Below are 23,601 nucleotides of genomic sequence, written 5' to 3' on the forward strand. Positions count from 1 at the left end.
TCACAAACTTGAAGTACAAAAAAACCAGCCCGAAGGCTGGTTCTTATAAACTCAACTGTCTAGAGGAAAATTATTCCCACTCGAATATCAACGAGCACAAAATACATCTAAATAACAGCTAGTTAGAAATGCCACCTTTCTCGATACCATCATCTATACCATGCGCAGAATTTTTTTGATTTTTTGCTGCTCGTCTACGTTTTAGTTCAGCTTTAGCCCAGACGGAGGATTCCTTCATATCATCACGAAGTGCTTCTATCTCGTTAGGAGAGAGCGCACGTGGGGTAGATTTTGTTTTACGCACTTTTCCTATCCTATTTAGAGTTATTAACCTCGAGCCTTCACAACCCAAAGTCGACCAGATTTCTCTATGATTAAATTTGATTCAGGTGCTTGAAGAACTAAAACACATTTTCAATGTTATCTACTATTCAGGTTTCAAACTTTGCATAACTGCATCCACCATATCTTTATTAGTTAATCTAAAGTTGTAGTGAGCATATTTCTGCTGAGTTTTAACATTATTATCAGCGCTTTGCGATTTTTCTATTTCTTTTTTGTACGAATTTAATTCATCCTTGTACACGCCATCACTACGTTTATCCACCCCCAATAAGTTGAAGACGTACCACAATAACGCAGCCCTTTCTGTGATAATCAATTTCTCATCTGTTAATCCAAAATCAGCAACCACAGTTTCTTTTTTCTTTTCGGACAACCTACCATGAGGAACTAACAATAGAGGCACCTGTGTATTCCACTCTCTGTCCTTACTTAGTTCTTCTTCAGGCCTTCTAATCTCAGTTGGAAGCTCTTCTACATGACAAGCACGGGAAAAGTTGAAGTTTCTAAATACTCCAGAGCCACTAGCATCCTTTCTATAAAATGCGCGAAATACCCAGTTTATCCCATCAAAAACAATTGATAATGGCAAAAGTATTCTTTCGTCATGGTTGTCACTACTACTAGAGTAATAGACACACTTAATTGCATACCCTGATGCAAGTGCTCTCGTAATCTTTTCTACATTATTTATATCAAGTTTGGTTTGGTTACCAATTCGTACATAAGGCAGCTCTGGTGTATTGTACAATTTGTTTTTGTTAAACCCATTAGCAAGCATACCTAACGCCGTTTCTGCATCAAGGTGTAGAAGAGGTTCAAAGCTCTCCCTTAGGATCTCGTTTACTCTTAACCTAGCGTTATAGTGCATATTATGCGGTCTAAACTCAGCGTATTTTGTCATCATTTTCGAGGCGGAAGCTTCCGCTAAACCGAACATAGCTCTAAGGTCTGAACGATTAATCATTCCTGTAAAACGTAATTTAAAATCGATATAAGCCATTCGTTCAGCAATGTTGTGGTCGTCACCAATATCCAACCCAAAAATACTTGTATTCTTCATTATGAACTCCTATCAGCACTTACTTACTATATCACCATTCAGAGCATGCACGTATACTTTTGATACGATATGTGACTTATTTTTGATCCTATTGCTTGACTATTATACACGAAACTGGAATACTTAAAGTATAGGTGAGATAGGCTCACCTTTGTAAAAGGAAAATACTATGGCTACAAATGGCAAAAGCGGCGATAACCGCCGTCATGGCGCAGTGCGTCAACGCACTCAAACTCAGACAAAGTCTGGACATTGGGTAAAACGAAATTCAGAAACAGGACAGTTTATGGACGTGAAAAGTGATGGCACTCCATGGAAAGGGGTGACCAAAGAGAAATAAAAAAAGCACCTTAGTTAAAAACTAAAGTGCTTTTTTCAAGTGAGGTAAAATCAGTTCGCCAAAACTGATGGCCCTACACTAGAGGTCTCAAGCCCGATAAATACAGACTCTATACCTAATGGTTATAAAGTATAGTAGCTGCATTTTGTGTTTACCTCAACAACAGAGATCCCTCTTTCACCATTTTTTGAAGGAGTCTCTAATGAGCACTCATAAAAAAGATGTACACGTATGCGCATATGTACGCCGCCGTAAAGGTCTATTGGAGTATGTATGTAGTCACTGGCGTTCTTCTCCAGGTACTCGTTAATACAAGATGCGGCTGTTTAGCAGCAGCCGCTCTTTTTTCAACACACTCCCAAACATTATTTACTCACTTGGACATTTTAACTAATGTGTGTACGACTGTAGGTGAATAATAAAGTCTCATACTAAAAACGTAAGTAACCCCGTTCCTACCGTTTTAAATTAAATGTGATCAGAAATAAAATTTCATACTAATTGCTACTACTAAGTCTGAACCAAGCTACAACTGAGTATAAAAGTATCATACTGTTTGCAACTCAGCGCTGGGCAAAATGTAAGCTAGCGGGAAGACCAAACTATGTTCTTTTTAAATAGATAAAGAATGGTGAAACCTCATATATTTGTTAGCCATACTACTTTAGTTTATTGAGAGCTGTTCCATTTAGCTGACCAAAGCCATCAGGTATACCTACTTTTTCAAACTCCGTAAAACCAAAGTAGAGTTCACCTTTGTCACCACCAACATGAGACATTACTCCTGACCAATATAGCGAATTAACACTCAAATCAATTGGATCTAACGGCATACCTGAAAATACTGGTTTCCCCCAATTCCAAAGCTCATCGACAACTAATTGATCGCTACCATACTTAAACACTCGAACAACGGCGTAATGGCTATCAAGTGTTGCTCTACCATCTTTTATGAAAGAAACCCATAGTATTTGGAAGTAACCTTTAATTGGATGATTGTTAAAAAAGTAACCACCGCCATTACGTAGAGAAGAGAAAATTTGCTTCCTGTCTGGAAACTCCAATACCCAATCATGTCCGGAAGTACCCATTACTGTTAATTCATCCACGGATTTTTCTATAACTTCTTCATCAGAGTTTCTTGCTCCAAAGTGAGTAAATGGGCGCGCTATGGGAGATAAATCGCGTTCAGGGTTCATTTCGATTGCTAGGTTAACTGATGGTAACCCTATATAAATCCATGCACCTTGGTTATTCTTTCTTAAAATTAATGGTGCAATTCCTCGACTATCCGCCCAAACTGACTTAAATCTTATGTGGATTTCCTTCTGCCCATCTTTATCAATGTCGATTAACTCTACATTGTCGAATACCATCACATCAGGGTATGGAACTTCGAACATTGCCAATGACTTTATTTCGAAAAAGCCATCTTTGCCTAATAGCTCATCAATTAAGTTAGCATCTTTTCTCTCATATACACTGATCCATCTGAATAGATTGTCCTTATCATCAGTCATAGTCCCGAAGAAGAAAACTACTTTGTTCGAACTTAGATCTATCTCTTGGGATAGGTACTTGTTTAACTCTAAGTCCTTAAAACTTCCGCTATAATTCTCCTCGATATACTTTTCAGTTATGCTAAACAGCTCTGATTTAATTTCTTCAGAAGAAGATGGTTGTGAATAAATATAAAAAACAATACATGTAAACAAAATACTTCCGATAGCCGTAAATACATTTGAAAACAGATTTTCCTTAATTTTTTCTAGCACTATATCTCCTAGCGTCCTTGTATAGCTAACGTCGGACTTTAACACTCCTGCTTCAACTACTTGTTAGGGTTTGTTACCAAACCTCAACACCTTCAGTATCAGAAATAAGAACTTCTTTCTTAGTTTTTAGCTGGGCTTGGCAATTTTAAAATTCCAGTTCTAAACGATGATAATTCATTTTGCATTGGACCCTGACGGTTTATTTGTTGCCCTTGCATCAATTAAAACTAGTTCTTTACCTTGGTTCAACTCCAGATCTTTAAGTGCCTTTAACACTTTATTTAGCTCAGAATCGCTGAAGTAGAGAATTACCTTAATCGATTTTTTGGTCTGATTGGCAGCTTTGTAAACCTCTACCTGCTTTGCCAGATTCTGCTTTAGTTTACTGTTACTAGCCAGCTTAAACTCAACAAGGGTGCTATCTTTAGACCCCCTTGATATTTTGTAATCTACAGGCCCTCGACCGTTATTGACCTCTGCGTTCACGTCTTCTTCAGCTGCATACCAGGTTAGACGGAATATAAGTTGCAAATCTGACTCTCGCTTTACCGGCTCTCCCTTAACGTAGAACAGACGATAGCCATCGTTGCTTTCAATTACCTGCTTTAGAAATGCAACTCGATTATATGCTTCCTCAAAAGTATCCCCTTTTTGTGAATAGAAGACTTTTTGCTCTCTAAGAATCTCTACAAGATTAGTAACTTGTTGAATAAATACAGCTTCAGTTTCTTTTACTTTTTGTTCGCTTAGAGCGACCGCCTCATACCCATGGTCTTCTTTATATCTAATGTAGTGATCAATGAGTGCAGGGAATTTGAGAAGAGTTCTGGAAATAGCCTGATTAATTTCTCTTTGATTTGCGCGCTCAGGTATTTGCCTCAGCAAATACTCATTGATTTGGGCGCGAAGCTCGACATTTGGTATGGAATCAGCTATTTCATCAAAGTCTCCAATAATGTCATGTTTGTTAATCCAGGCTTCATCTTTCGTAAGGATATCCTTTGGTGTTAAAAGAACAAAATCACCGTCAATATATGGCAAATTGTATCGCTTAGAGATCCACCTGCGAGTTTTATAATCGAACTTAGCATGCTTTACACTTACTTCTTTGCACCTTGACTTGTGCAAATGAGCATTTGCGAAATTCTGGGTATATTCACATAGATACCCTTTTATTAAGTTTGTTGTGAAATCACTGATCGAGTCTTTTCCAACTCCATCCTTGATAAGACATAATTTTTCTAGGTGGCTACTTTTAGTGATCTGCTCATTGCCGAAGTTATTAAAGATTGAGCTTAGATTTTCATTTAGAGCAGTGGCAAACTTTGTTCCTAATCCTGAACCACCATTACCTACTTTACTGTAACCAAGCCAGTTCTGCTTAACCTCGGGGAAAAGAAACCAATGTTTAATCAAACCTTTAGAAATGGCCCCTTTATCAGACATTTCGCGTAGAAAGGTAATATATTTGATTATCTCTTGATGTAAGTTTTGATATTCATCCTTCTCACTACTAAAAAGTAGAAAGGGATCTATGAAGACTGGAAGGTCATTGATGAGGGAAACGTTGAAGGCACCATAATTATCAAGGTCTTCCTTTGACAATCCAAAGTAGTCCGAAAAATAGATATTCACCGATCCCTCTCTTGAATTTAAAAAGTATTTTTAAGCAGACATAATCTGAATAATCATTAATAAACAACTAAATTCATATTCTGATATTAGTAAAGGGAGGTCAAGAACTGGTGATAAAAAGTAGTCAATGATCTCGGGCGAGCCCAATTTGGGGTACTTTCGATTTAGAAATGGCAGCGTACTGATGCTGTCGCTGCCATTTTAGTATGAGACTTTATGACTCTCCCACAACGAGTCAAAGAATTGATCTAACTGTAATTAGAGTCCGTACGATTCACGAAGCTGGCAACCTCCTCATTGCGCTCCTGCTGGCGTTCCTGGGCATACGAAACGTAATCCTCGACATTGGAAGTGTGCTTTTCTGGATCGTGTTCTTGCCATTCTGCGTGTGATTGGCGAGCTTTTTCCTGGTCTTCACTGGACAGAGAATCAAAGCCGCCAGTTTGGTTATTCCAGCCGCGATTGTCACCGCTCAAGCTGTCACTACTAAACGACGGTGAAGAGTTGTTATTTGCGGATTCGTTGCTGTCGCCATTAGATTCCATACTCTCGCGTATAGATGTAGCCAATCGACCGCCTGCAGTCTGGTTTACTGTGTCCTGAAACTTCTCTGCTACCTTTGCTCCCACCCCTTTAGCTAGTTCGCTTGCTGTGCCAGCAGCCAAAGAGGAAGCATGACTAAACCCTGCCGCTTGAGCAAATGGGGAGCTTCCAGCGCTAGCGTAGTCACTTCTAGAACTGTCCCTACCCCAGCTTTCGTTAACATCATTAGAACTACCACTACCAAAACTCGGCATACCTTCTTCTGACAAACTAGACTGGGCTTTAGTAACAGCTGCTTTGATGGCATTCGCTCCACCAACAGCATTTGCTGCACCACCCAAGACTGCGGAACCGGCCATTTTAACCCCAGAAACTCCCATACTAGCTGCTGTCACAGTAGCTCCGACAGCAGCACCAGCACCAAAAGAGCCAATTCCTGTAGAGCCTACACTACCACCTGATACCAAGCCAGAAAGCATAGGGGGAACCTTGTCTACCAAAAACAGTAAAATCAGAGATATAACCAACATAACGGCCAGCTCTTGACTTGCCATGTTCTCAGAACTCATTTGGTTGTGGTAATCCACGAGAAACTGCTTACCAATGGCAACAATCAACACCATCGCCAGCAATTGAGCAGCCAAACCTAGTATGGCTTTGTAATAGTTAATTGCTATGTCTGAGGTCCAACGAGAGCCTCCAAAGCCTAAAAAGAAAACCCCGGCATAAAGCAGTATCCAACTGGCCGTTAAAAGAAGCAGTAAGTTGACAGAAACAATAGCCAAAACAACCAACACAGCTAAAGCCATAAGTTCCATAATTAATGCTGTAGGGAACTGCCTCCAACTGAGTTCTGAAGTAGCCTCGACAGTTTTGTCATAAAGCTCAAACCCCATATCTAAAATACTCGATGGCCCGAGTTTACTACTGCTAAGCCCTCCGGCATCAGCCCCAAGTTGTTGCAATGAATCAACAATTGTTCCCGCGATATTCATCCCATGCGTAGCGTTGGATAGTAACCACCAGTAAAAACCCGTAAAAAGAGTGAAGCGTATGAATTCAGCGAAGAACTCACCGATATCGGCTTTGCGTAGCAACATGAACCCAAAAGTAATCACCATTGAAATAATCACTAACGTCCAAAAAAGCCGAGTTGCTGCAGCCTCAATCGTGGGCCCCCACATCGATGTAGCACCGTGAAAGCGGCTAAGCACATCATTCATAACTCCGCTGCTGCTCAATTCATCAGCAACAGCTACTCCAGGCAACAGGAAAATCACGACCACGAAAAAACTACCAAACATAATATTTTTCATAGTACCCCCGTTAAAAGTCATCTTCTGGACTGGGATTAAACTCCCACTTGCCCATTTGCTGAGCTTTACGAAAAGACTCGCATTCACTCGAAAATACCTGGCGTTTCGCTGCGCTTTTAATCTCGGAAAGAGCTTGTCGATATGCTTCTCCAGTACAGGTCACTTTATTTGCTTCTGGTGAAATATCTTCACACCCGATAAGCAAAACAGTCACTACAGCCAATATAGGGAAAATTGACTTTTTCATACCCAATTCTCCTTAAAAATCATCGATTGGACTTGGCTGAAATTCCCAAGAGCGTAACTGCTTTTCTCTAGCCTCTCCCCTGGCATGTGCATCACTCTCTGACGCCAGCCTAGCGGCTTCAGCATTCTGCTGAGCAATTAGTAAGCTACGGATTTGAAGGAGTTGGTTGGCCTGATTGCTGGCGAGTTGGTTAGCATAGCCAATAGCAGCTAACTGACCATCAGCTCCCTGAGCTGCAGACTGTAAGCGGTGCAGCTGACGAGCGTCGGCCTGCAAGTTTTCATGCTGTAACTTCAAGCTCTCAAATAGGGCATCGTTTGCCGTTTTCTGGGATTCAGACGCTAAACGACGGTTTTCTTCCATCGCGGCTTTTTCTGCTGGCGTACACCCTCCAGAACCGTTAAAGCAAGGTGAACTGCGGTAGTAGGCCACATCCTGGAATTTGCTTAGGTAAGCATCAAGGCTACCAAGCTGGTTTTGATAGTAAGCAAGCGTATTGGTGGCATGAGTTAAATCATCAATCGTCGATTGCGCCTGGTCCCAAATATAAGCCGCTGGGGCCATCGTGTTTTGCAGCTGGTTTTCATACTGCTGCAACTGAGTTTGGTACTGTTGGATCTGCTTGGCTGTTTGAGTGACAGACTCCATTGCTGACATAATATTTTGTGTCAGGTTCGTTCCATCAACAACCGGAATCCCAGCGATTACCGGTATGGGAGAGATAAATGATAATGAAATAGCAGCCGTAGTTATTTTAGCCGCTAAAATACGTACGTTGTTCATAATTGAGTGCCCTTAGTATTGTCGTGACTAAGTTGCACCCACCAACCTGTATCGGCCCAAAATCTATAGATATGAGCCTCTACCCCTACTGAAAGTCAGCGGTGAATGTGGACCTCTACAAAGATAGGTTATCACTTTCTATCCTGGCGTCCGACCTGCGCGACACCTTAAAAACGCGCGGCCTCAGAGCTTTGAAACATAGGTGTCATTCCCCTTAAAACTGGTTAGGAGTTCCAAGGGTTAAAGTCGAGAATTAGAGACCTCGTAGAGCTGGATACCGTTGAGCCCGAAAGTGCGAATAAAGGACGAGTGAAATAGGAACCATCAACTTGTTGGTGGGCCTACTTCACCTATCCTGCCCGCACCTCAACTCTGTTTATCCATGTTTTGCTATCTGCATATATCTGCAAAGACCACTAATCTCACCTGTATTTGTATGTATATGTCTGAAATCACATTGGAAAGACTGGTAATATTATTTCGCTTCCGAATATCCCCCGCCCCTCAAATGTCAATAAATGTTGAAACGCCAAGAGAATGAAATACTAAAGAAATTAATTTTCAATAACTTAAAAACCACCTATGCCGTTCAAATCCGTTCTATTGACAATTTCAGACATGTATAAATCAGCTTAACAGTTCGGTATTTTATAGACTGTATTATTCCAATTTCGATACTCAAACGGCTCAGTCTTTACCAAATTATCCACTGTATTTTTCTCTTAACTACAGGTTAATTTTTTATATAGGTATACCTACAGGAAAGTACTATAGGAGGATCCACAACCATCTGTTATTCAAAAACTTTTTTGCCTTTCGCGGGACAGAACATGCGCACTCCGGGACAAAACATGCGTAAACTGGGACAAAACATGCGCAAAACTCCCCTTTAAAGCGGGACAAAACATGCGTGGATAACTTTCTAATTTTCCAGACTTACTAACACCTAAAACGATGGTTCATACTGTTCCATCACACTTCAATATCCCGTTCAATCTGTCGTTTTGTCCGACGAGGTACTTGAGGAGCACTTGGCTTCAAAAGTAATCCTTTTTCGGTTGGAGTAGCATCTAGTTCTGGCCATGCCAGCTGTACCTTTATAAGTCCCCCCTCGAACCCTTGTTTAAAGTCTTTGACAGTGGCGTAATTCGCTCCAAATTGTCCCATCAAACCTAACCAAGGGATAATTGTGGATCGCTTTAAATAACTCACCCGATAAGTCGCCCAGCAATATATATCTACTGCCATCGGAGAACGCTTAATCAACCGCAGAACTCTCATATCCAAAGGGACAGGTTTATCTGTAATAAGTTGAAAAAACTTAGGCGATAGTTCCACCCAAGATTCTCCTAATGAATCTTGATCGGATTGCTTTGTACTCCACCAAATATGGGAAATATCAGCAACCCTGGCTCCAGTTTCATCTTCACAAATATATCCACTTTCATCATTTAGTTCTGTATAACTGACACTAATAGTAGTTTTGAACAACCGCCGCATTTGGTCCTTAAAGGGGCCTATTGACCCATTTTCTCCCCCACTTGAACGCACCCCTAGTTTTTTCATAAAACTGCTTTGAGAATCTCCTAGTTCAAGCTTGCGAGCTTCCTGTTCAGTGATAAAACCATTATCCAGTTTTGACTTATTTCTTACTGCTTGTGTACTTACCCAAAGCAAGAGATAGCGTGCATAACAACCGAAAGGTAAACCTACTGATGATGGTGCCATCATGTGCATTGTGAAATTACCATTCTTCCGGCTCCACTCATTCGATTCTGGCTTGCTGTGCGGCATGGTTGCTTGAATCAGAAGTCGAGCCATAAATCCGAGTTCATTAGCCTCCTGAGCACTGCATTCTTGAATCTCTATGATGGAGTCTACGTAGCTCGATCTCACCTCAACTTTTGTTTTATGGCGCGCTACTGGAACATTTTTTTTCTTGTTTGATACAAGGAGCTCTGTATCCATAAAATCTTCAAACGACATATTGATTACTGACTACCAAAAAAAACCCGGTCTAGCGGCTTTTAATGCAGACCTGCGTTTTTCTTCTATCCAGTTCTCAACCTCTGCAAGATCCCAGGCCACACTACGGCTAGTAAGTACTATTCGTCGAGGAAACTCTCCCCGTTGTTCCATGTTGTAGATAGTCCGATCAGACAACGGAATCATTTTTAACAATGTCTTTCGGTTAATTAGTGTTTTGTTTGTCCATGGCTCCATAACTAGTCCTCCTCTTCATTCTTTGCTAGATAATGTCAGGCTTTGCTAGTAGATTACGTACTTACATTGGACAAATAAGTTGAATGGAAGTGGATAAAGAAAAGAAAGTTGAAGAACGATTGGGAGATTTCTACATACCTATATGGGACGGTTGCGATAAATCCGTAGCCGCTGCTGTTCATCAATTTAGAGAAAAGTGGCATTCATACTCGGAGTTATCAAAAAGCCACAACATTATCAGCTTAATAAAAGAGTTAATTGACCCTGCGACTTGCGAATTTATAGATAAAATTCCAGCTGATTATCTGGAACTCTTACCAATATATCCTCCTCAATGTAGCTACAGCGATCTGATTAAATTTGGAGGTTTTCGGTATACCGTGGATCAAATTCACCACTATCTTCGAAATTTTGTAGACAACAGTTCATATACTGAACAGCGAAATTTATACATTTCGACTCAGGAAACTCTTAAGAATTTGTTTTCGCTGTGTGAAGGTAAAAGACCCAAAAGGTCAAATTTGACACCTGATATTTACTTAAACACTGAACGAAGAAGGAGTTTTTGTGCCTTCTGTGGGAATCCAACAGAATTCTCTTTATTCATGACAAAATGGGTTGAAGGCCAGTTTCTTGAGAATGAGGAGGATGCCGAAGGCAAAAAAAAGAGAGCTGTTCTCAGCCACACTTACTGCCTAAATCACAAGCCTAAGCTACAAGATGGTTCTTGGAATTCAATGTACAAGCAAGCTAAACGCTCTTCCAAACAGTTTGATCAAGAAGTTTTAAGATTACGCCGCCAAGTAGCTCAACCTGGTCGCCACAATGCTATGTCAGGAGATAAACTTATAGATGAGTATTTTTATTACTATCTCCAAGACAAGACTATCAAGCCCGAGCAATCCGATGCACTCTTTGAATATGTAAGAACGACGTATTCCAATCCCGTTACTTTAGATAAATCAAGTTACGAGGAGCTACTAGCCATTGCAAATCAATTAACTGCCGTTGGCTCAGCTTTAGGACCTGATGATGAAGGGGCTTTACGTAACATAGCCCGAAGAATTGTCGATTCACGACTTACTGACAATAAGAAAAGAATGCTAGCTCTGAGAAAGCAAGGCCTTAGTCAGGAGGAGATTGCTCAAAAGCTAACTCATCTTGGTGGTAAAAAAATATCTCACCAAGCTGTGTCTAAAGCACTAGGAACTATTCGCGATGAGTTTCTCTTACCACGCTAGAAGAACTGGCAAAATTTTAGCGGCTAAAATACGACTAAAAGACCACATTACCTCTACTTATCAAACTCATTTAACGCCAGCAGCTTTGTAAATAAATACTCATTTTGCTCTTCTATTTGTTGTAGACAACATGCACTTTTGATATTTGATACTATAATCATGCACTTATTGATCACTTGACCAACTCATGGAAGGTATATGACCATACAAACATCTCAAAAAGAAAATTGGGAAAGGCAATTAGAGAGTAAGATCAAAAGCTTATTACAACGAGGAGTGACTAGCTTTGAAGAAGTTTTGCCTTTGTGTGATGGAGCTCAACCCAAAGATGTTTACCCCTTGCTAGAAAAATTACAAGGCTCAAGTATCGACGTTTCATCAGTCTCACTAGATTATAAAACCAAGTTCTTTTTTAAATTACCTGCTGCAAACCCTAGACTCTTCCAGTGGTGGTACACCCTTGAGTCACAGGAATCTATGGCCAGCAGGCTTTTAGATATTCATGGAACACATGACATTGCTTGCTTAGGTACTCCCACACTAGCTGCTACAATTGCTTCATATAGTAAAAATGTAACTCTCCTAGATATAGATGAAGATATCGTCTCACTATTTAACTGTGTATTTTCAAATGGTTCAAAAGCAGAAGTTCATGATGTGAATAATGAACTTTCCGAACCCTATGAGAAAAAGTACGACTGTATAGCTATCGATCCGCCTTGGTATCCATCTGAGTTTAAAAAATTTATTTCCAGAGCCATAGAATTATCCAATGATGGTGCTGTAATTTATTGTTCCATTCCTCAAAAGCTCACAAGGCCTGGGATCGAAGAAGATAGAGCTGAACTAATATCATCACTACAAAATTGTGGCCACAGCATATTATACATTGAACCCAATGTGATGAAATATATAGTCCCATACTTCGAGGAAGAAGCTCTTAAAAATAGTGGCATTGATACAAATAACCAACCTTGGAGATCCTCAGATTTATTAGTAATTAAGGTAAATGGCTTTAAAAAATTACCATTTGAAAGTGCAGAAGAAAAAGAAATCAAATCTTTTTCAAGACCAAACAACAGTAGTGTCTTTCGAATTTTCTTAGAAAAAAATGATATTAACTCCTGTTTTCCTATAGCAATAGTGGAAGACTTTTCAGGCTCTATTAGTCAAAGGGATAGTATAGACCAAGTAAATCTATGGACTTCAGATAAGAAAGGATTTCAAGTTGACGATACTGCGTTTTTTAATGATGTTCTCCAGTTATGGAGTACTGGCCATGATATATATGAAACCATCAATATTATTAATAATAGGAATAGTTTCGAAAAAACAAAAAACCAAATTAAACAAATAATAGAAAAACTAGAAGAGCTTACTGGTCTTTGGGAAAAGAATTCAACATCTAAAGTCCGTCGAACATCGGAAGAAATAAAACATAAAAATGATGCTCTATCTAGTGAATGGGCAGCTAAATCTTCTGACAGAGAGCATGGAAATAAAAGTGACGGTTTCCGTATAGAGTTTCAAAGAGACCGAGATAGAATTATTTGGTCTAATGGATTTAGAAAACTCGCTGATAAAACTCAGCTTTTCCCACTGGAAGAAGACGAGCATCTAAGACAAAGACTTGCACATAGCATTGAAGTAATGCAGTTAGCATCAACAATAGGCGCTGCATTCGGCCTAGATAAAGACCTAATTGAAGCGGGATCTTTGGCTCATGACATCGGGCACACTCCCTTTGGCCATGCAGGAGAGTATGCTATAGATCAAATGTTTAGGATATTGGGATTTAAAGGCGGTTTTAATCACTATGAACACGGTGTGGATGTAGTCAGATTTTTAGAAGGTTCATATCAATATAGTGTTGTTGAATCACATAATGGACTGAATTTAACTCCAGAAGTATGTGATTGCATTCTAAAGCACACTTATTGCCATAAAGGAGAGGGACCTAGTCAAGAAAACATATGGAAATATACTAAGCATCAAAAGTACCTAAAGTGTGGGGGACATAGCCACCTAGAAGGTCAAGCGGTTAGGGCTGCTGATAAAATTTCATATCTATTATCGGATATAGAAGATGGCATCAAACTTGGTGCAATACAGCTTCACGACTTACTAGGATGTCGACTATTCCATCGCTCACCAATTGATTTTAGAATGAAGGTTGGTGATAGTTTGTATAGTAAATTCATCGAACAAAGAGGCTCAATAATTAAACTTCTAATGGAAGATATTATCTTAGAATCGACTAAGAGAATTAGTAAACTGACTTCTAGAGATGATGTTTTCAAGATAGATGATTATTGTATATTTCATAGTGGACAGATAAACAATGATATGAGTGAAATTTGGGACAAAATTCAAGTAGCCAAGTTACACCTAGATCCCAGAGTACTATCTGCAAATATGAAAGCTTCTAAAATGGTTAGCGAGCTTTTATTAATGTTTACACTATTTCCTGAACACATAAATAATCAATTCAAAGTAGAACATGAAAGACTAAATGCTACTGAATATATGAAGTATTACAGAGATCAACATAAAACAATAGAGATAGATCCTAAACTCTTGCGTTTTTTACCTTTAGACATGATGATAGGATTTGATTTAAAGAAGACCAAATATATAGATGTTTATAATCTAATTTTAGCAAAAGATTATGTAGCCAGTCTAACAGACAAAAAACTAAACAAAGTGTATTATGAATTATTAAGTTAATTTATTTTTGTCCATAATTTGTAATATTAAATTGAGCTAGAAAAATCTCTAACTCAATTTAATAAATTTAGATATTTTCTGAAATTATAGATTAAGAAATCCACTCATCAATCATATCAGCCCAATCCTGTAGCATTGATGCACGTTGCTCTCGATATTCAGCTTTGTTGTAAACTGCCCTTACCCCTTTCTGTTCGTGCGCCAGGCATTTTTCTATCCAATCCGTGTTGTATCCAGCTTCATGCAGCAGTGTACTCGCTGTTCTACGTAGGTCATGCGGCCCAAACTTACTTAGTGACTGACCTTCCTTTTGCGCGGCCTTGTATGTCAAATCCATGACTCGGTTCATCGTCGCACTACTCATTGGAGCATCAGAGTCATAACGGGAAGGAAGAATGTAATCAGACCCACCGGCAAATGTCTTCAAGGCGATCAGAATATCCATCGCCTGGCGTGACAAAAATACCAGGTGCGGGTTACGTCGTTTCATTCTCTCTTTGGGGATCGTCCACAACGCTTCACTAAAGTTAATTTCATTCCAGGTTGCATTGGTTAACTCGCTTTTGCGCACCATAGTCAACAACAGCAACTTTACCGAAGCACGAATCGAAGGGGTTGTACCTACCTTTTCCATGTAGCGGTACATCAAACCGATCTCAGCCGGCGTTAATGTTCGGTCTCTTGGTTCAAATCGAGCAATACTGGCGGGCCTCACCAAGTCTGCCGGGTTCTCAACTTTCTGCCCTCTCTCAATCGCCCATCGATACACCTGGAGTACAATGTCACGCGTATGCACAGCTGTTGCCGGTGCTCCACGCTCTACTATCGCATCCGTCAATGCTCGCAGATCTTCATGAGTGATTTCTGTCAGCTTCTGATTGCCAAATTTACCCTCTAACTCTCGGGCATAGACTGAGCGACGCATATCCCGGGTAGAGTCAGCCATCTGATAGCCACGCAGCCATTTCTGAGCCCAGGCACCAAAAGTTTCAGCATCTTTGGTTCTCGCCTTAGCTCGGGCTTTCTCTTTGGCCGGTGACTTTCCATCAGTAACCATTCTCTTCGCTTCATTGAGACGCTCACGCGCTTCAGCTAACGTGATGCCTCCTACTCCGTAGCGACCAAAGGTAATAGTTTCTTGTCTTCCATTGATCGAGTAGTTGTAGCGAAAGGAAATAGACCCTGCGGTGGTGACGGCAACATAGAGGCCATCACGGTCATTGACTTTGTAAAGTTTATCTTTGGGTTTGAGATTGCGTAGCTTGGTATCAGTAAGCATGTTTCGACCTATTATTCTTGTTTGATACCATGCTGAAAAACCTCTAAAAATCTAGAAATTAATCTTTACAAAACAGATAGATATAAAAGTTTAATACCATGCCCCATCAAAAACACTCAGCATGGTATCGGGCGTAATCCATGGCATTACCGATGAATCATACCCATCAAAATACCACGGTCAAACCGTGCTTGGCGTTGCCTGACATTGCCAAAAATGACTAAGCCAAAAACAAAAAAAGTCCGCAATTACGCGGACTTAAGTATGATTTAGTGCCTGTTAGTACCAGACGTTTCCGGTTGGGGAATTATTCCCACTCGATAGTCGCTGGTGGCTTACCTGAAATGTCGTAAACAACACGAGAAATGCCATCAACTTCGTTGATAATACGGTTAGAAACCTTACCTAGGAAGTCATATGGTAGGTGTGCCCAATGAGCAGTCATGAAGTCGATAGTTTCTACCGCACGTAGAGACACAACCCAATCGTACTTACGGCCATCGCCCATTACACCAACAGAACGTACTGGTAGGAATACCGTGAACGCTTGAGATACTTTGTTGTATAGATCAGCTGCGTGAAGCTCTTCAATAAAGATAGCATCAGCACGGCGTAGCAAGTCACAGTACTCTTTCTTGATTTCACCAAGAACACGAACACCTAGACCAGGACCTGGGAATGGGTGGCGGTAAAGCATGTTGTAAGGCAGGCCTAATTCTAGACCAATCTTACGAACTTCATCTTTGAACAGCTCACGTAGTGGCTCAACAAGACCCATTTCCATGTCATCTGGAAGACCGCCCACGTTGTGGTGCGATTTGATCACGTGCGCTTTACCAGTCTTAGATGCAGCTGACTCGATTACATCAGGGTAAATCGTACCTTGAGCTAGCCATTTCGCGTTTTTCAGCTTCTTAGACTCTTCATCAAATACATCTACGAATACGTGACCGATAGTCTTACGCTTCTCTTCTGGGTCAGACTTGCCTTCAAGTGCTTTTAGGAAGCGTTCTTCAGCGTCAACTTTGATGATGTTCAAACCAAATTGGTCGCCGAACATATCCATTACTTGTTGACCTTCGTTTAGACGAAGTAAACCGTTATCAACAAATACACACGTTAGCTTGTCGCCGATTGCACGGTGAACTAGCATCGCGACTACCGATGAATCAACACCACCAGATAGACCTAGGATAACTTCGTCGTCACCCACTTGCTCTTTAATACGAGCAACCGCGTCTTCGATGATAGATTCAGAAGTCCATAGACGTTCACAGCCACATACGCCAAGAACAAAGTTCTCAAGCATTTGTAGGCCACCTTTTGTGTGTGTCACTTCTGGGTGGAACTGAACGCCGTAGTATTTCTTCTCTTCATTCGCCATCGCAGCGTAAGGACAAGTGTCTGTCTCACCAACTTTTACGAAATCGGCTGGGATCTCTACTACTTTGTCGCCATGGCTCATCCAAACGTCTTGAGTTGCTTCAAGGTCTTTAAATAGAGCACATTCACCAGAAACTTTAACCTGAGCGTAGCCAAACTCACGTTCGTTAGAGCCCGCCACTTTGCCTCCTAGCTGTTCCGCCATGGTTTGCATGCCGTAACATACGCCAAGCAAAGGAACACCAGAATCAAACACATATTGAGGCGCGCGTGGAGAGTTCTCTTCCGTTACGCTTTCTGGACCGCCAGATAGGATAATGCCATCTGGGTTGAATTCGCGAATATCCGCTTCTTCTACATCCCAGCTCCATAGTTCACAGTAAACGCCGATTTCACGTACGCGGCGTGCTACTAATTGAGTGTACTGAGAACCGAAGTCCAAGATCAGAATACGTTGGTCATGGATATTTTTAGTCATTTTGAGCAGTCTTTTTAAGGCTAAGTGATTAAAACCGAGGCGAGTGTACTCGCCTCTTCTTAATGCTTCAAGGAAAAAGCAAACGTTTCCGTTAGGTAATTAGTTCCCTAGACGGTAGTTCGGTGCTTCCTTAGTAATTTGAACATCGTGTACATGAGACTCTTGCATACCAGCACCAGAGATACGTACAAATTCAGCTTTCGTACGCATATCTTCGATAGTTGCAGAACCAGTTAGACCCATGCTTGAACGTAGACCACCCATTTGTTGGTGTACGATCTCTTTTAGACGGCCTTTGTATGCGATACGACCTTCGATACCTTCTGGTACTAGCTTGTCCGCTGCGTTGTCAGACTGGAAGTAACGGTCAGAAGAACCTTGAGACATAGCACCAAGAGAACCCATGCCACGGTAAGACTTGTAAGAACGGCCGTTGTATAGAATCACTTCACCCGGCGCTTCTTCAGTACCTGCAAACATAGAACCAACCATCACACATGATGCGCCAGCTACGATTGCTTTACAGATATCACCTGAGAAACGGATACCACCGTCAGCAATAACCGGAATACCATAATCATTAGCCACTTCTGCCGCATCTGCGATTGCAGTGATTTGTGGAACTCCCACACCCGTTACAATACGAGTTGTACAGATAGAACCAGGGCCGATACCCACTTTCACTGCGCTTACGCCAGCTTCGATTAGTGCTTTAGCACCAGCACCTGTTGCTACGTTACCACCGATGATGTCTAGATCTGGGTAAGCAGCGCGAGTTTCGCGGATGCGGTTTAGTACACCTTCAGAATGTCCGTGTGAAGAGTCGATAAGTAGAATGTCAACGCCTGCTTCAACTAGAGCAGCAACACGCTCTTCGTTACCAGCGCCAGCACCAACGGCTGCGCCAACACGTAGGCGACCACGCTCATCTTTACATGCGTTTGGTTTACGTTCTGCTTTGTGGAAGTCTTTCGCAGTAATCATACCGGTTAGTTGGAACTCATCATTCACAACCAATACTTTCTCTACACGAGCTTCGTGCATTTTCTCTTGCACTTCTTCTCGTGTTGCACCTTCTTTAACTGCTGCCAACTTCTCTTTTGGCGTCATTACTGAAGATACTTTCTTAGAAAGGTCCGTCACAAAACGAACGTCACGACCAGTGATAATACCAACAAGCTCATTGCTCTCAGTGACAACAGGGAAACCTGCAAAACCATGCTTTTCAGTGAGTGCAACAACATCAGCGATGGTCGCGTCAGGGTTTACAGTAACCGCGTCAGTTACCATACCAGCTTCGAACTTCTTAACTTTACGAACTTCGGCTGCCTGCTGCTCAATAGACATGTTCTTGTGGATAAAGCCAATGCCACCCTCTTGCGCTAGCGCAATTGCTAGACGAGCTTCAGTAACAGTGTCCATAGACGCTGAAATCATTGGGATGTTTAGGGTGATGTTCTTAGTTAGCTGAGTGCGAAGATCAGCTGTGTTTGGGAGAACGGTGGAGTGTGCTGGCACAAGTAGTACGTCATCGAATGTCAGCGCTTCTTTGGCAATTCTTAGCATTTGCAATATCTCACAATTAGAGGAGTAAAAAGAACAATCCAATCTCATCGTTTCGCATAATGAGGGTAACCTGCGTTAGCAACTAGCTACATTTGGATTAGATATTGCGGAGGGATTATACGGTTAACGCAATCGCTTGACCACAAATTTTTTAATTTTTTTCTTGCAATTACCCCCTTGCTATGTATTATATTGCCGCTAATTTCCATACTCACGTCTAAGAGATTAGCTGTGCTCTCCAAGACCAATCAAAACATCTTTACTGTTTCTCGTCTCAACGCAGAAGTTCGTTTACTCCTTGAAAACGAAATGGGGATCGTTTGGCTCGTCGGAGAGATATCCAACTTTTCAGCTCCTGTCTCTGGTCACTGGTACCTCACTCTTAAAGACTCTCGCGCTCAAGTTAAATGTGCCATGTTTCGTGGTAACAATCGCCGCGTTACTTTCAAACCCGCTAACGGTAATCAAGTCCTAGTAAAAGCTCGTCTGTCTCTTTATGAGCCTCGCGGTGACTACCAATTGATCATCGAAAGCATGCAACCGGAAGGTGATGGCCGTCTTCAACAAGAGTTTGAAGAGCTGAAAATGAAGCTTGCAGCAGAAGGGTTGTTCGCGCAAATCAATAAGCAATCTTTGCCTGAGCACCCTAAACGTGTTGGCGTCATCACATCGAAAACTGGTGCCGCGCTTTACGATATCTTAGACGTATTGAAACGTCGTGATCCTTCCCTACCTGTTGTGATTTATCCGACAGTGGTACAAGGTGAGGACGCAGCCATTCAAATTGCACAAGCCATTGGTCGCGCTAACAGCCGTGATGAATGTGATGTACTAATTGTGGGCCGAGGTGGTGGTTCATTAGAAGACTTATGGTGCTTTAACAACGAGATATTAGCTCGCACGATTGCAGCAAGCCAAATTCCTATTATTAGCGCCGTTGGACATGAAGTTGACGTGACAATAGCTGATTTTGTCGCCGACGTACGCGCGCCTACTCCATCAGCAGCCGCTGAGCTAGTAAGCCGTGATAACAGCCACAAAGATCAAGCTTTAGTTACCCGCCAGCATAAGTTAGCGAGCGCGATGCGTTACTACCTAGCACAACAAAAGCAGCAATCTGCTCAATTAGTGCACCGTCTAGAGAGACAGCACCCAAGCTATCGCTTGCAACGTCAGACGCAACAGTTAGATGAGTTGGACATGCGCTTACAGCGAGCGATGAGTCGTTTTATTGCCTTGCGTCAACAGCGAATCGAGCGTCAACATTATCGGCTGCAATTAAATTCTCCTGTAACACGCCTTGCCGAGCAGAAGTCGAAGCTAGAACGTGTTGAGCAAAAGCTCATGGATGCAATGGATCGCAAATTACTGACTATGCGCCATCAACTCGCGATTGCCGCAGAAAAGTTGGACACCGTCAGCCCACTAGCGACATTGAAACGAGGTTACTCAATTACTCAAACTGAGCAAGGTAAAGTAATTACGCAATCTTCAGATGTAAAGTCGGGAGATGTATTGATTACCCGGTTAGCCGAAGGTGACGTTCGTTCTACCGTTAACTGAATACAAACTCTGGTTAACTGACTTTCTGGAACTCAAATCGGACACGTGATTTTGATTTGAGTTCATTACACACATTACAAAAGTAACTCGCAGCACCGCATGCTTGCAGCTTCTCCAGCTCCGCCTCACAATCAGGGCAAAAACCTACCTTTTTAAAATCCGATTCACACTGTGCACAATGGTATTGTCCTGTCCATTCCAGTTCGACATTGCAAGTCGGGCAAATGTTCTGCTGCATATCCCGTTCCTCTCTCTAAACTAAGCAATTTCGAGTAACGCATGCTACTCAAAATAACGAACAAGTGTGTTGATCTTCATCACCGCCCCAACAAGTTTCACGAGGCGTTAACCATACTTGATACGTAGGATCTTATACTGATCGTCTGATATTTACTCCTTGATCAGCGATCACCCCTTAAAAGAATATTTATATAACCACACACCGAAAGCATAAGTTACATATTCTGCATTCCAATTTAAGACAGAATAAAAAACCCTAGAGAGATTTAATTAAACGAAAAACCAGAATTTAATAAAAAGATCTTATTCAAAAAGCAGTGTTTACATTGGTGTGCATTTCGATAGTTTGAGCGTCGAGCTTAACGAGTTTAACTTGGATAAAAGCAAACTCATTTAAATGGCTCGCATGCGTTCCACCACAAGGGATTACCGCTAATTGACCTTCCCCTAAATCGCACTTCCAATAGCGAGAATCCGTTAATCTATCGCCGTGGCATTCCATGGTGATCATCGCATCTCTTTGAAGCCATTCAACCAGTTGGCCATTCACTTTTTCTGCAATCGCCTGGAGGTCATTCAGCATATCTGCACTGTTTAATCCTCTTTTACGGAGTGTTTTGCCTAAACGGTACGTATCGAGGCACTTGTCTGGAGTGACATAACTAGTAACTTGCGCATAGCTATTAAAGTCATAATAACCATGTGGGTCTTTGCGGTCTGCGTCTTTTCGCCAATAGTCTTCCGATAGTACTTTATTCAACGCCAAATACGCTAAGTGTCCTGCAGTGTGGCCTCGACTCACAGCATTTTGATAGTCTTTATCTACCGCTAATGTTACCAAGTCATTAATTGCAAATGATTCCGTACGTGATAAAACATGCACGACGACAAACACCCAACCTTCAGCATCACGCTTTACAGGGATGTCACTACCCACATACAAAGCACCACTCTCCTGCTCCACTGCTCCAACTTGGCAATCTACTACGTCATGCTCAGCCCCATTCACCTTCAACGTTCCTTTGTCTGCAGGGTGATCCGGCCATATGTGACTAACGGGATGGAACGGCGTGACATCTGTAATAACGTAAGTCACTTCTTCCGTAGATTGAACGAGCTGTATTTGTGCTTCTAATTGCCATGTTTGATGACAAAAACGAGTCTTTGTTGCTGTGATAGTCATTTTTACGATTACTTTTGATAAAAAAATACCCAAGTAGAAACTTGGGTATTCGAATTTCATTATTTATTGCGGTTTTTCACCATCGACATCATACGCTTACGTTTACGCTCTTGTGATAGCGTAAGCTTATTCGTACGGTTCTCGTATGGGTTATCACTGTTGTGGAAGTTAATGCGAATCGGTGTTCCCATAATTTCCAGAGACTTACGGAAGTAGTTCATCAGATAACGTTTATACGAATCTGGTAATTCACGAACCATGTTACCGTGGATAACAACGATCGGTGGGTTGTAACCACCTGCGTGTGCGTATTTGAGTTTGATACGACGACCACGAACCATTGGCGGCTGGTGATCATCCACTGCCATCTTCATGATACGCGTCAGTACTGACGTACCCACACGCGTTGTCGCCGAGTTATATGCTTCTTGAATAGATTCAAATAAGTGACCAACGCCAGTACCGTGCAGCGCAGAGATAAAGTGGATACGCGCGAAATCGACGAATCCTAGACGGCGGTCCAGTTCTTTCTTCACGCTTTCTTTCACGTCACTGTCTAGACCATCCCACTTGTTAACGGCGATGACAATTGAGCGGCCAGCATTCAGTGCAAAACCAAGCAAGCTTAGGTCTTGGTCTGAAATATTTTCACGTGCATCAATCACCAGTAGAACGACGTTTGCATCTTCTACCGCTTTCAGCGTCTTAACAACAGAGAACTTTTCAACCGTTTCATTAATACGACCACGACGACGAACACCTGCGGTGTCAATTAGTACGTATTCGCGTCCATCACGTTCCATCGGGATGTAGATAGAATCGCGCGTTGTACCTGGCATATCGTATACAACCACACGTTCTTCACCCAGAATACGGTTAGTCAGTGTCGATTTGCCTACGTTAGGACGACCGATGATCGCCAACTTAATCGGCTGCTCTTGAAGGCGTTTGAATTCAGCTTCTGCGTCTTCTTCAGTGTAATCTTCAACAAGAGGCTCTTCGTCTTCGAATCCAGTCAGGTCTTCAATCTCACCTTCTTCAGATTCACTTGTTAGTAGATCATCAAAGAATGGAGATAAAGCACGCTCAAGCAAAGCGGTCACACCACGGCCATGAGCGGCCGCAATCTGGTACATATCATCCACGCCGAGCTGCCAAAAGTCAGCACACGCCGCATCGGCATCAATACCATCGATTTTGTTTACTACCAGCATCGCTGGCTTTTCAATTTTACGCAGATGCGCAGCAATTGCTTCATCTGAAGGTGTCAGACCAGCACGACCGTCAACAAGGAACAATACAACATCAGCCTCATCAATCGCGGCTAATGACTGTTCTGCCATCTTTGTTTCCACGCCTTCTTCTGTGCCATCGATACCACCAGTATCAATCACAATGAATTCGTGCTCTTCACCAAGTCTCGCCTGGCCATATTTACGGTCTCGCGTTAGGCCTGGAAAGTCCGCAACCAACGCGTCACGAGTGCGAGTCAATCGGTTAAATAGTGTAGATTTACCTACGTTCGGACGCCCTACTAGAGCTACAACAGGTACCATAACAACCTCTACAATAATCTTTCTTCTGTAGTTATAGGTAACGACTTGCTCGATGCCAAATCAAACCAGCTTTTTACCTATAACCACGTCAGGGTTAATAAATTCAAACAACAAAACG

At 41.8% G+C, this 23,601-nt stretch carries 19 protein-coding genes; 4 read left to right on the forward strand and 15 right to left on the reverse strand.

Translation table 11 applies throughout. The features are described 5' to 3' along the window. Positions 1-118: 118 nt before the first annotated feature. On the reverse strand, positions 119-304 hold the full coding sequence (locus tag R7Q38_RS19635; RefSeq protein ID WP_020840155.1) for a hypothetical protein: 186 nt from the start codon (positions 302-304) through the stop codon (positions 119-121). Between the two features lie 123 nt (positions 305-427). Next, positions 428-1,405 (reverse strand): WYL domain-containing protein, encoded by a 978-nt coding sequence (locus R7Q38_RS19640; protein WP_151514542.1) that lies wholly within the window; start codon positions 1,403-1,405, stop codon positions 428-430. Between the two features lie 169 nt (positions 1,406-1,574). Here R7Q38_RS19640 and R7Q38_RS19645 point away from each other — a divergent pair, with 169 nt between their 5' ends. After that, positions 1,575-1,745, forward strand: a complete 171-nt coding sequence (locus R7Q38_RS19645) for a hypothetical protein (protein ID WP_020840153.1) — start codon at positions 1,575-1,577, stop codon at positions 1,743-1,745. Positions 1,746-2,404: 659 nt separating this feature from the next. On the opposite strand, the gene R7Q38_RS19650 is transcribed toward R7Q38_RS19645, so the two are convergent. From R7Q38_RS19650 to R7Q38_RS19680, 7 genes are all read right to left on the reverse strand, one after another. Beyond that, the gene (locus R7Q38_RS19650) at positions 2,405-3,520 is read right to left on the reverse strand and encodes a hypothetical protein (RefSeq protein ID WP_318114326.1); all 1,116 of its coding nucleotides are present in this window, start codon (positions 3,518-3,520) and stop codon (positions 2,405-2,407) included. Positions 3,521-3,694: 174 nt separating this feature from the next. Next, the gene (locus R7Q38_RS19655) at positions 3,695-5,155 is read right to left on the reverse strand and encodes a hypothetical protein (RefSeq protein WP_020840151.1); all 1,461 of its coding nucleotides are present in this window, start codon (positions 5,153-5,155) and stop codon (positions 3,695-3,697) included. A gap of 248 nt (positions 5,156-5,403) precedes the next feature. Continuing rightward, positions 5,404-7,014 (reverse strand): P-type conjugative transfer protein TrbL, encoded by a 1,611-nt coding sequence (trbL, locus tag R7Q38_RS19660; RefSeq protein WP_318114327.1) that lies wholly within the window; start codon positions 7,012-7,014, stop codon positions 5,404-5,406. A 10-nt stretch (positions 7,015-7,024) separates the two neighbouring features. Further along, positions 7,025-7,261, reverse strand: a complete 237-nt coding sequence (gene trbK / locus R7Q38_RS19665) for an entry exclusion lipoprotein TrbK (RefSeq protein ID WP_050498103.1) — start codon at positions 7,259-7,261, stop codon at positions 7,025-7,027. A gap of 12 nt (positions 7,262-7,273) precedes the next feature. Further along, positions 7,274-8,044 (reverse strand): P-type conjugative transfer protein TrbJ, encoded by a 771-nt coding sequence (gene trbJ, locus R7Q38_RS19670; RefSeq protein WP_102600896.1) that lies wholly within the window; start codon positions 8,042-8,044, stop codon positions 7,274-7,276. Between the two features lie 972 nt (positions 8,045-9,016). Then, on the reverse strand, positions 9,017-10,030 hold the full coding sequence (locus R7Q38_RS19675) for a replication protein RepA (protein ID WP_102600895.1): 1,014 nt from the start codon (positions 10,028-10,030) through the stop codon (positions 9,017-9,019). A gap of 12 nt (positions 10,031-10,042) precedes the next feature. Next, positions 10,043-10,267: a helix-turn-helix transcriptional regulator gene (locus R7Q38_RS19680; RefSeq protein ID WP_020840146.1), complete on the reverse strand. Its 225-nt coding sequence runs from the start codon at positions 10,265-10,267 to the stop codon at positions 10,043-10,045. Positions 10,268-10,350: 83 nt separating this feature from the next. Here R7Q38_RS19680 and R7Q38_RS19685 point away from each other — a divergent pair, with 83 nt between their 5' ends. Next, complete coding sequence (locus tag R7Q38_RS19685; protein ID WP_065769829.1) at positions 10,351-11,508, forward strand: transcriptional regulator; 1,158 nt, start codon at positions 10,351-10,353, stop codon at positions 11,506-11,508. 198 nt (positions 11,509-11,706) lie between these two features. After that, positions 11,707-14,235, forward strand: a complete 2,529-nt coding sequence (gene dgt / locus R7Q38_RS19690; protein WP_318114328.1) for a dGTP triphosphohydrolase — start codon at positions 11,707-11,709, stop codon at positions 14,233-14,235. A 91-nt stretch (positions 14,236-14,326) separates the two neighbouring features. On the opposite strand, the gene R7Q38_RS19695 is transcribed toward dgt, so the two are convergent. The 3 genes from R7Q38_RS19695 to guaB form a co-directional block, all read right to left on the reverse strand. Further along, complete coding sequence (locus R7Q38_RS19695; RefSeq protein ID WP_025441338.1) at positions 14,327-15,514, reverse strand: tyrosine-type recombinase/integrase; 1,188 nt, start codon at positions 15,512-15,514, stop codon at positions 14,327-14,329. A 307-nt stretch (positions 15,515-15,821) separates the two neighbouring features. Then, positions 15,822-17,375, reverse strand: a complete 1,554-nt coding sequence (gene guaA / locus R7Q38_RS19700; protein WP_005381685.1) for a glutamine-hydrolyzing GMP synthase — start codon at positions 17,373-17,375, stop codon at positions 15,822-15,824. Positions 17,376-17,474: 99 nt separating this feature from the next. Beyond that, a complete protein-coding gene (gene guaB / locus R7Q38_RS19705; RefSeq protein WP_017633908.1) occupies positions 17,475-18,941 on the reverse strand; it encodes an IMP dehydrogenase in 1,467 nt (488 codons plus the stop codon). A gap of 231 nt (positions 18,942-19,172) precedes the next feature. Here guaB and xseA point away from each other — a divergent pair, with 231 nt between their 5' ends. After that, entirely contained in the window at positions 19,173-20,504 is a 1,332-nt protein-coding gene (gene xseA / locus R7Q38_RS19710; protein WP_017633909.1) for an exodeoxyribonuclease VII large subunit, read from the forward strand. 13 nt (positions 20,505-20,517) lie between these two features. On the opposite strand, the gene R7Q38_RS19715 is transcribed toward xseA, so the two are convergent. From R7Q38_RS19715 to der, 3 genes are all read right to left on the reverse strand, one after another. Further along, positions 20,518-20,742: a zinc ribbon domain-containing protein gene (locus R7Q38_RS19715; RefSeq protein ID WP_005381691.1), complete on the reverse strand. Its 225-nt coding sequence runs from the start codon at positions 20,740-20,742 to the stop codon at positions 20,518-20,520. 309 nt (positions 20,743-21,051) lie between these two features. Further along, positions 21,052-21,927: a metal-dependent hydrolase gene (locus tag R7Q38_RS19720; protein WP_104979999.1), complete on the reverse strand. Its 876-nt coding sequence runs from the start codon at positions 21,925-21,927 to the stop codon at positions 21,052-21,054. Positions 21,928-21,986: 59 nt separating this feature from the next. Further along, a complete protein-coding gene (gene der / locus R7Q38_RS19725) occupies positions 21,987-23,483 on the reverse strand; it encodes a ribosome biogenesis GTPase Der (protein ID WP_017820569.1) in 1,497 nt (498 codons plus the stop codon). Between the last annotated feature and the right edge of the window lie 118 nt (positions 23,484-23,601).

It is taken from the genome of Vibrio sp. Vb0598 (genome assembly GCF_033338935.1).
Taxonomy (GTDB): domain Bacteria; phylum Pseudomonadota; class Gammaproteobacteria; order Enterobacterales; family Vibrionaceae; genus Vibrio; species Vibrio alginolyticus.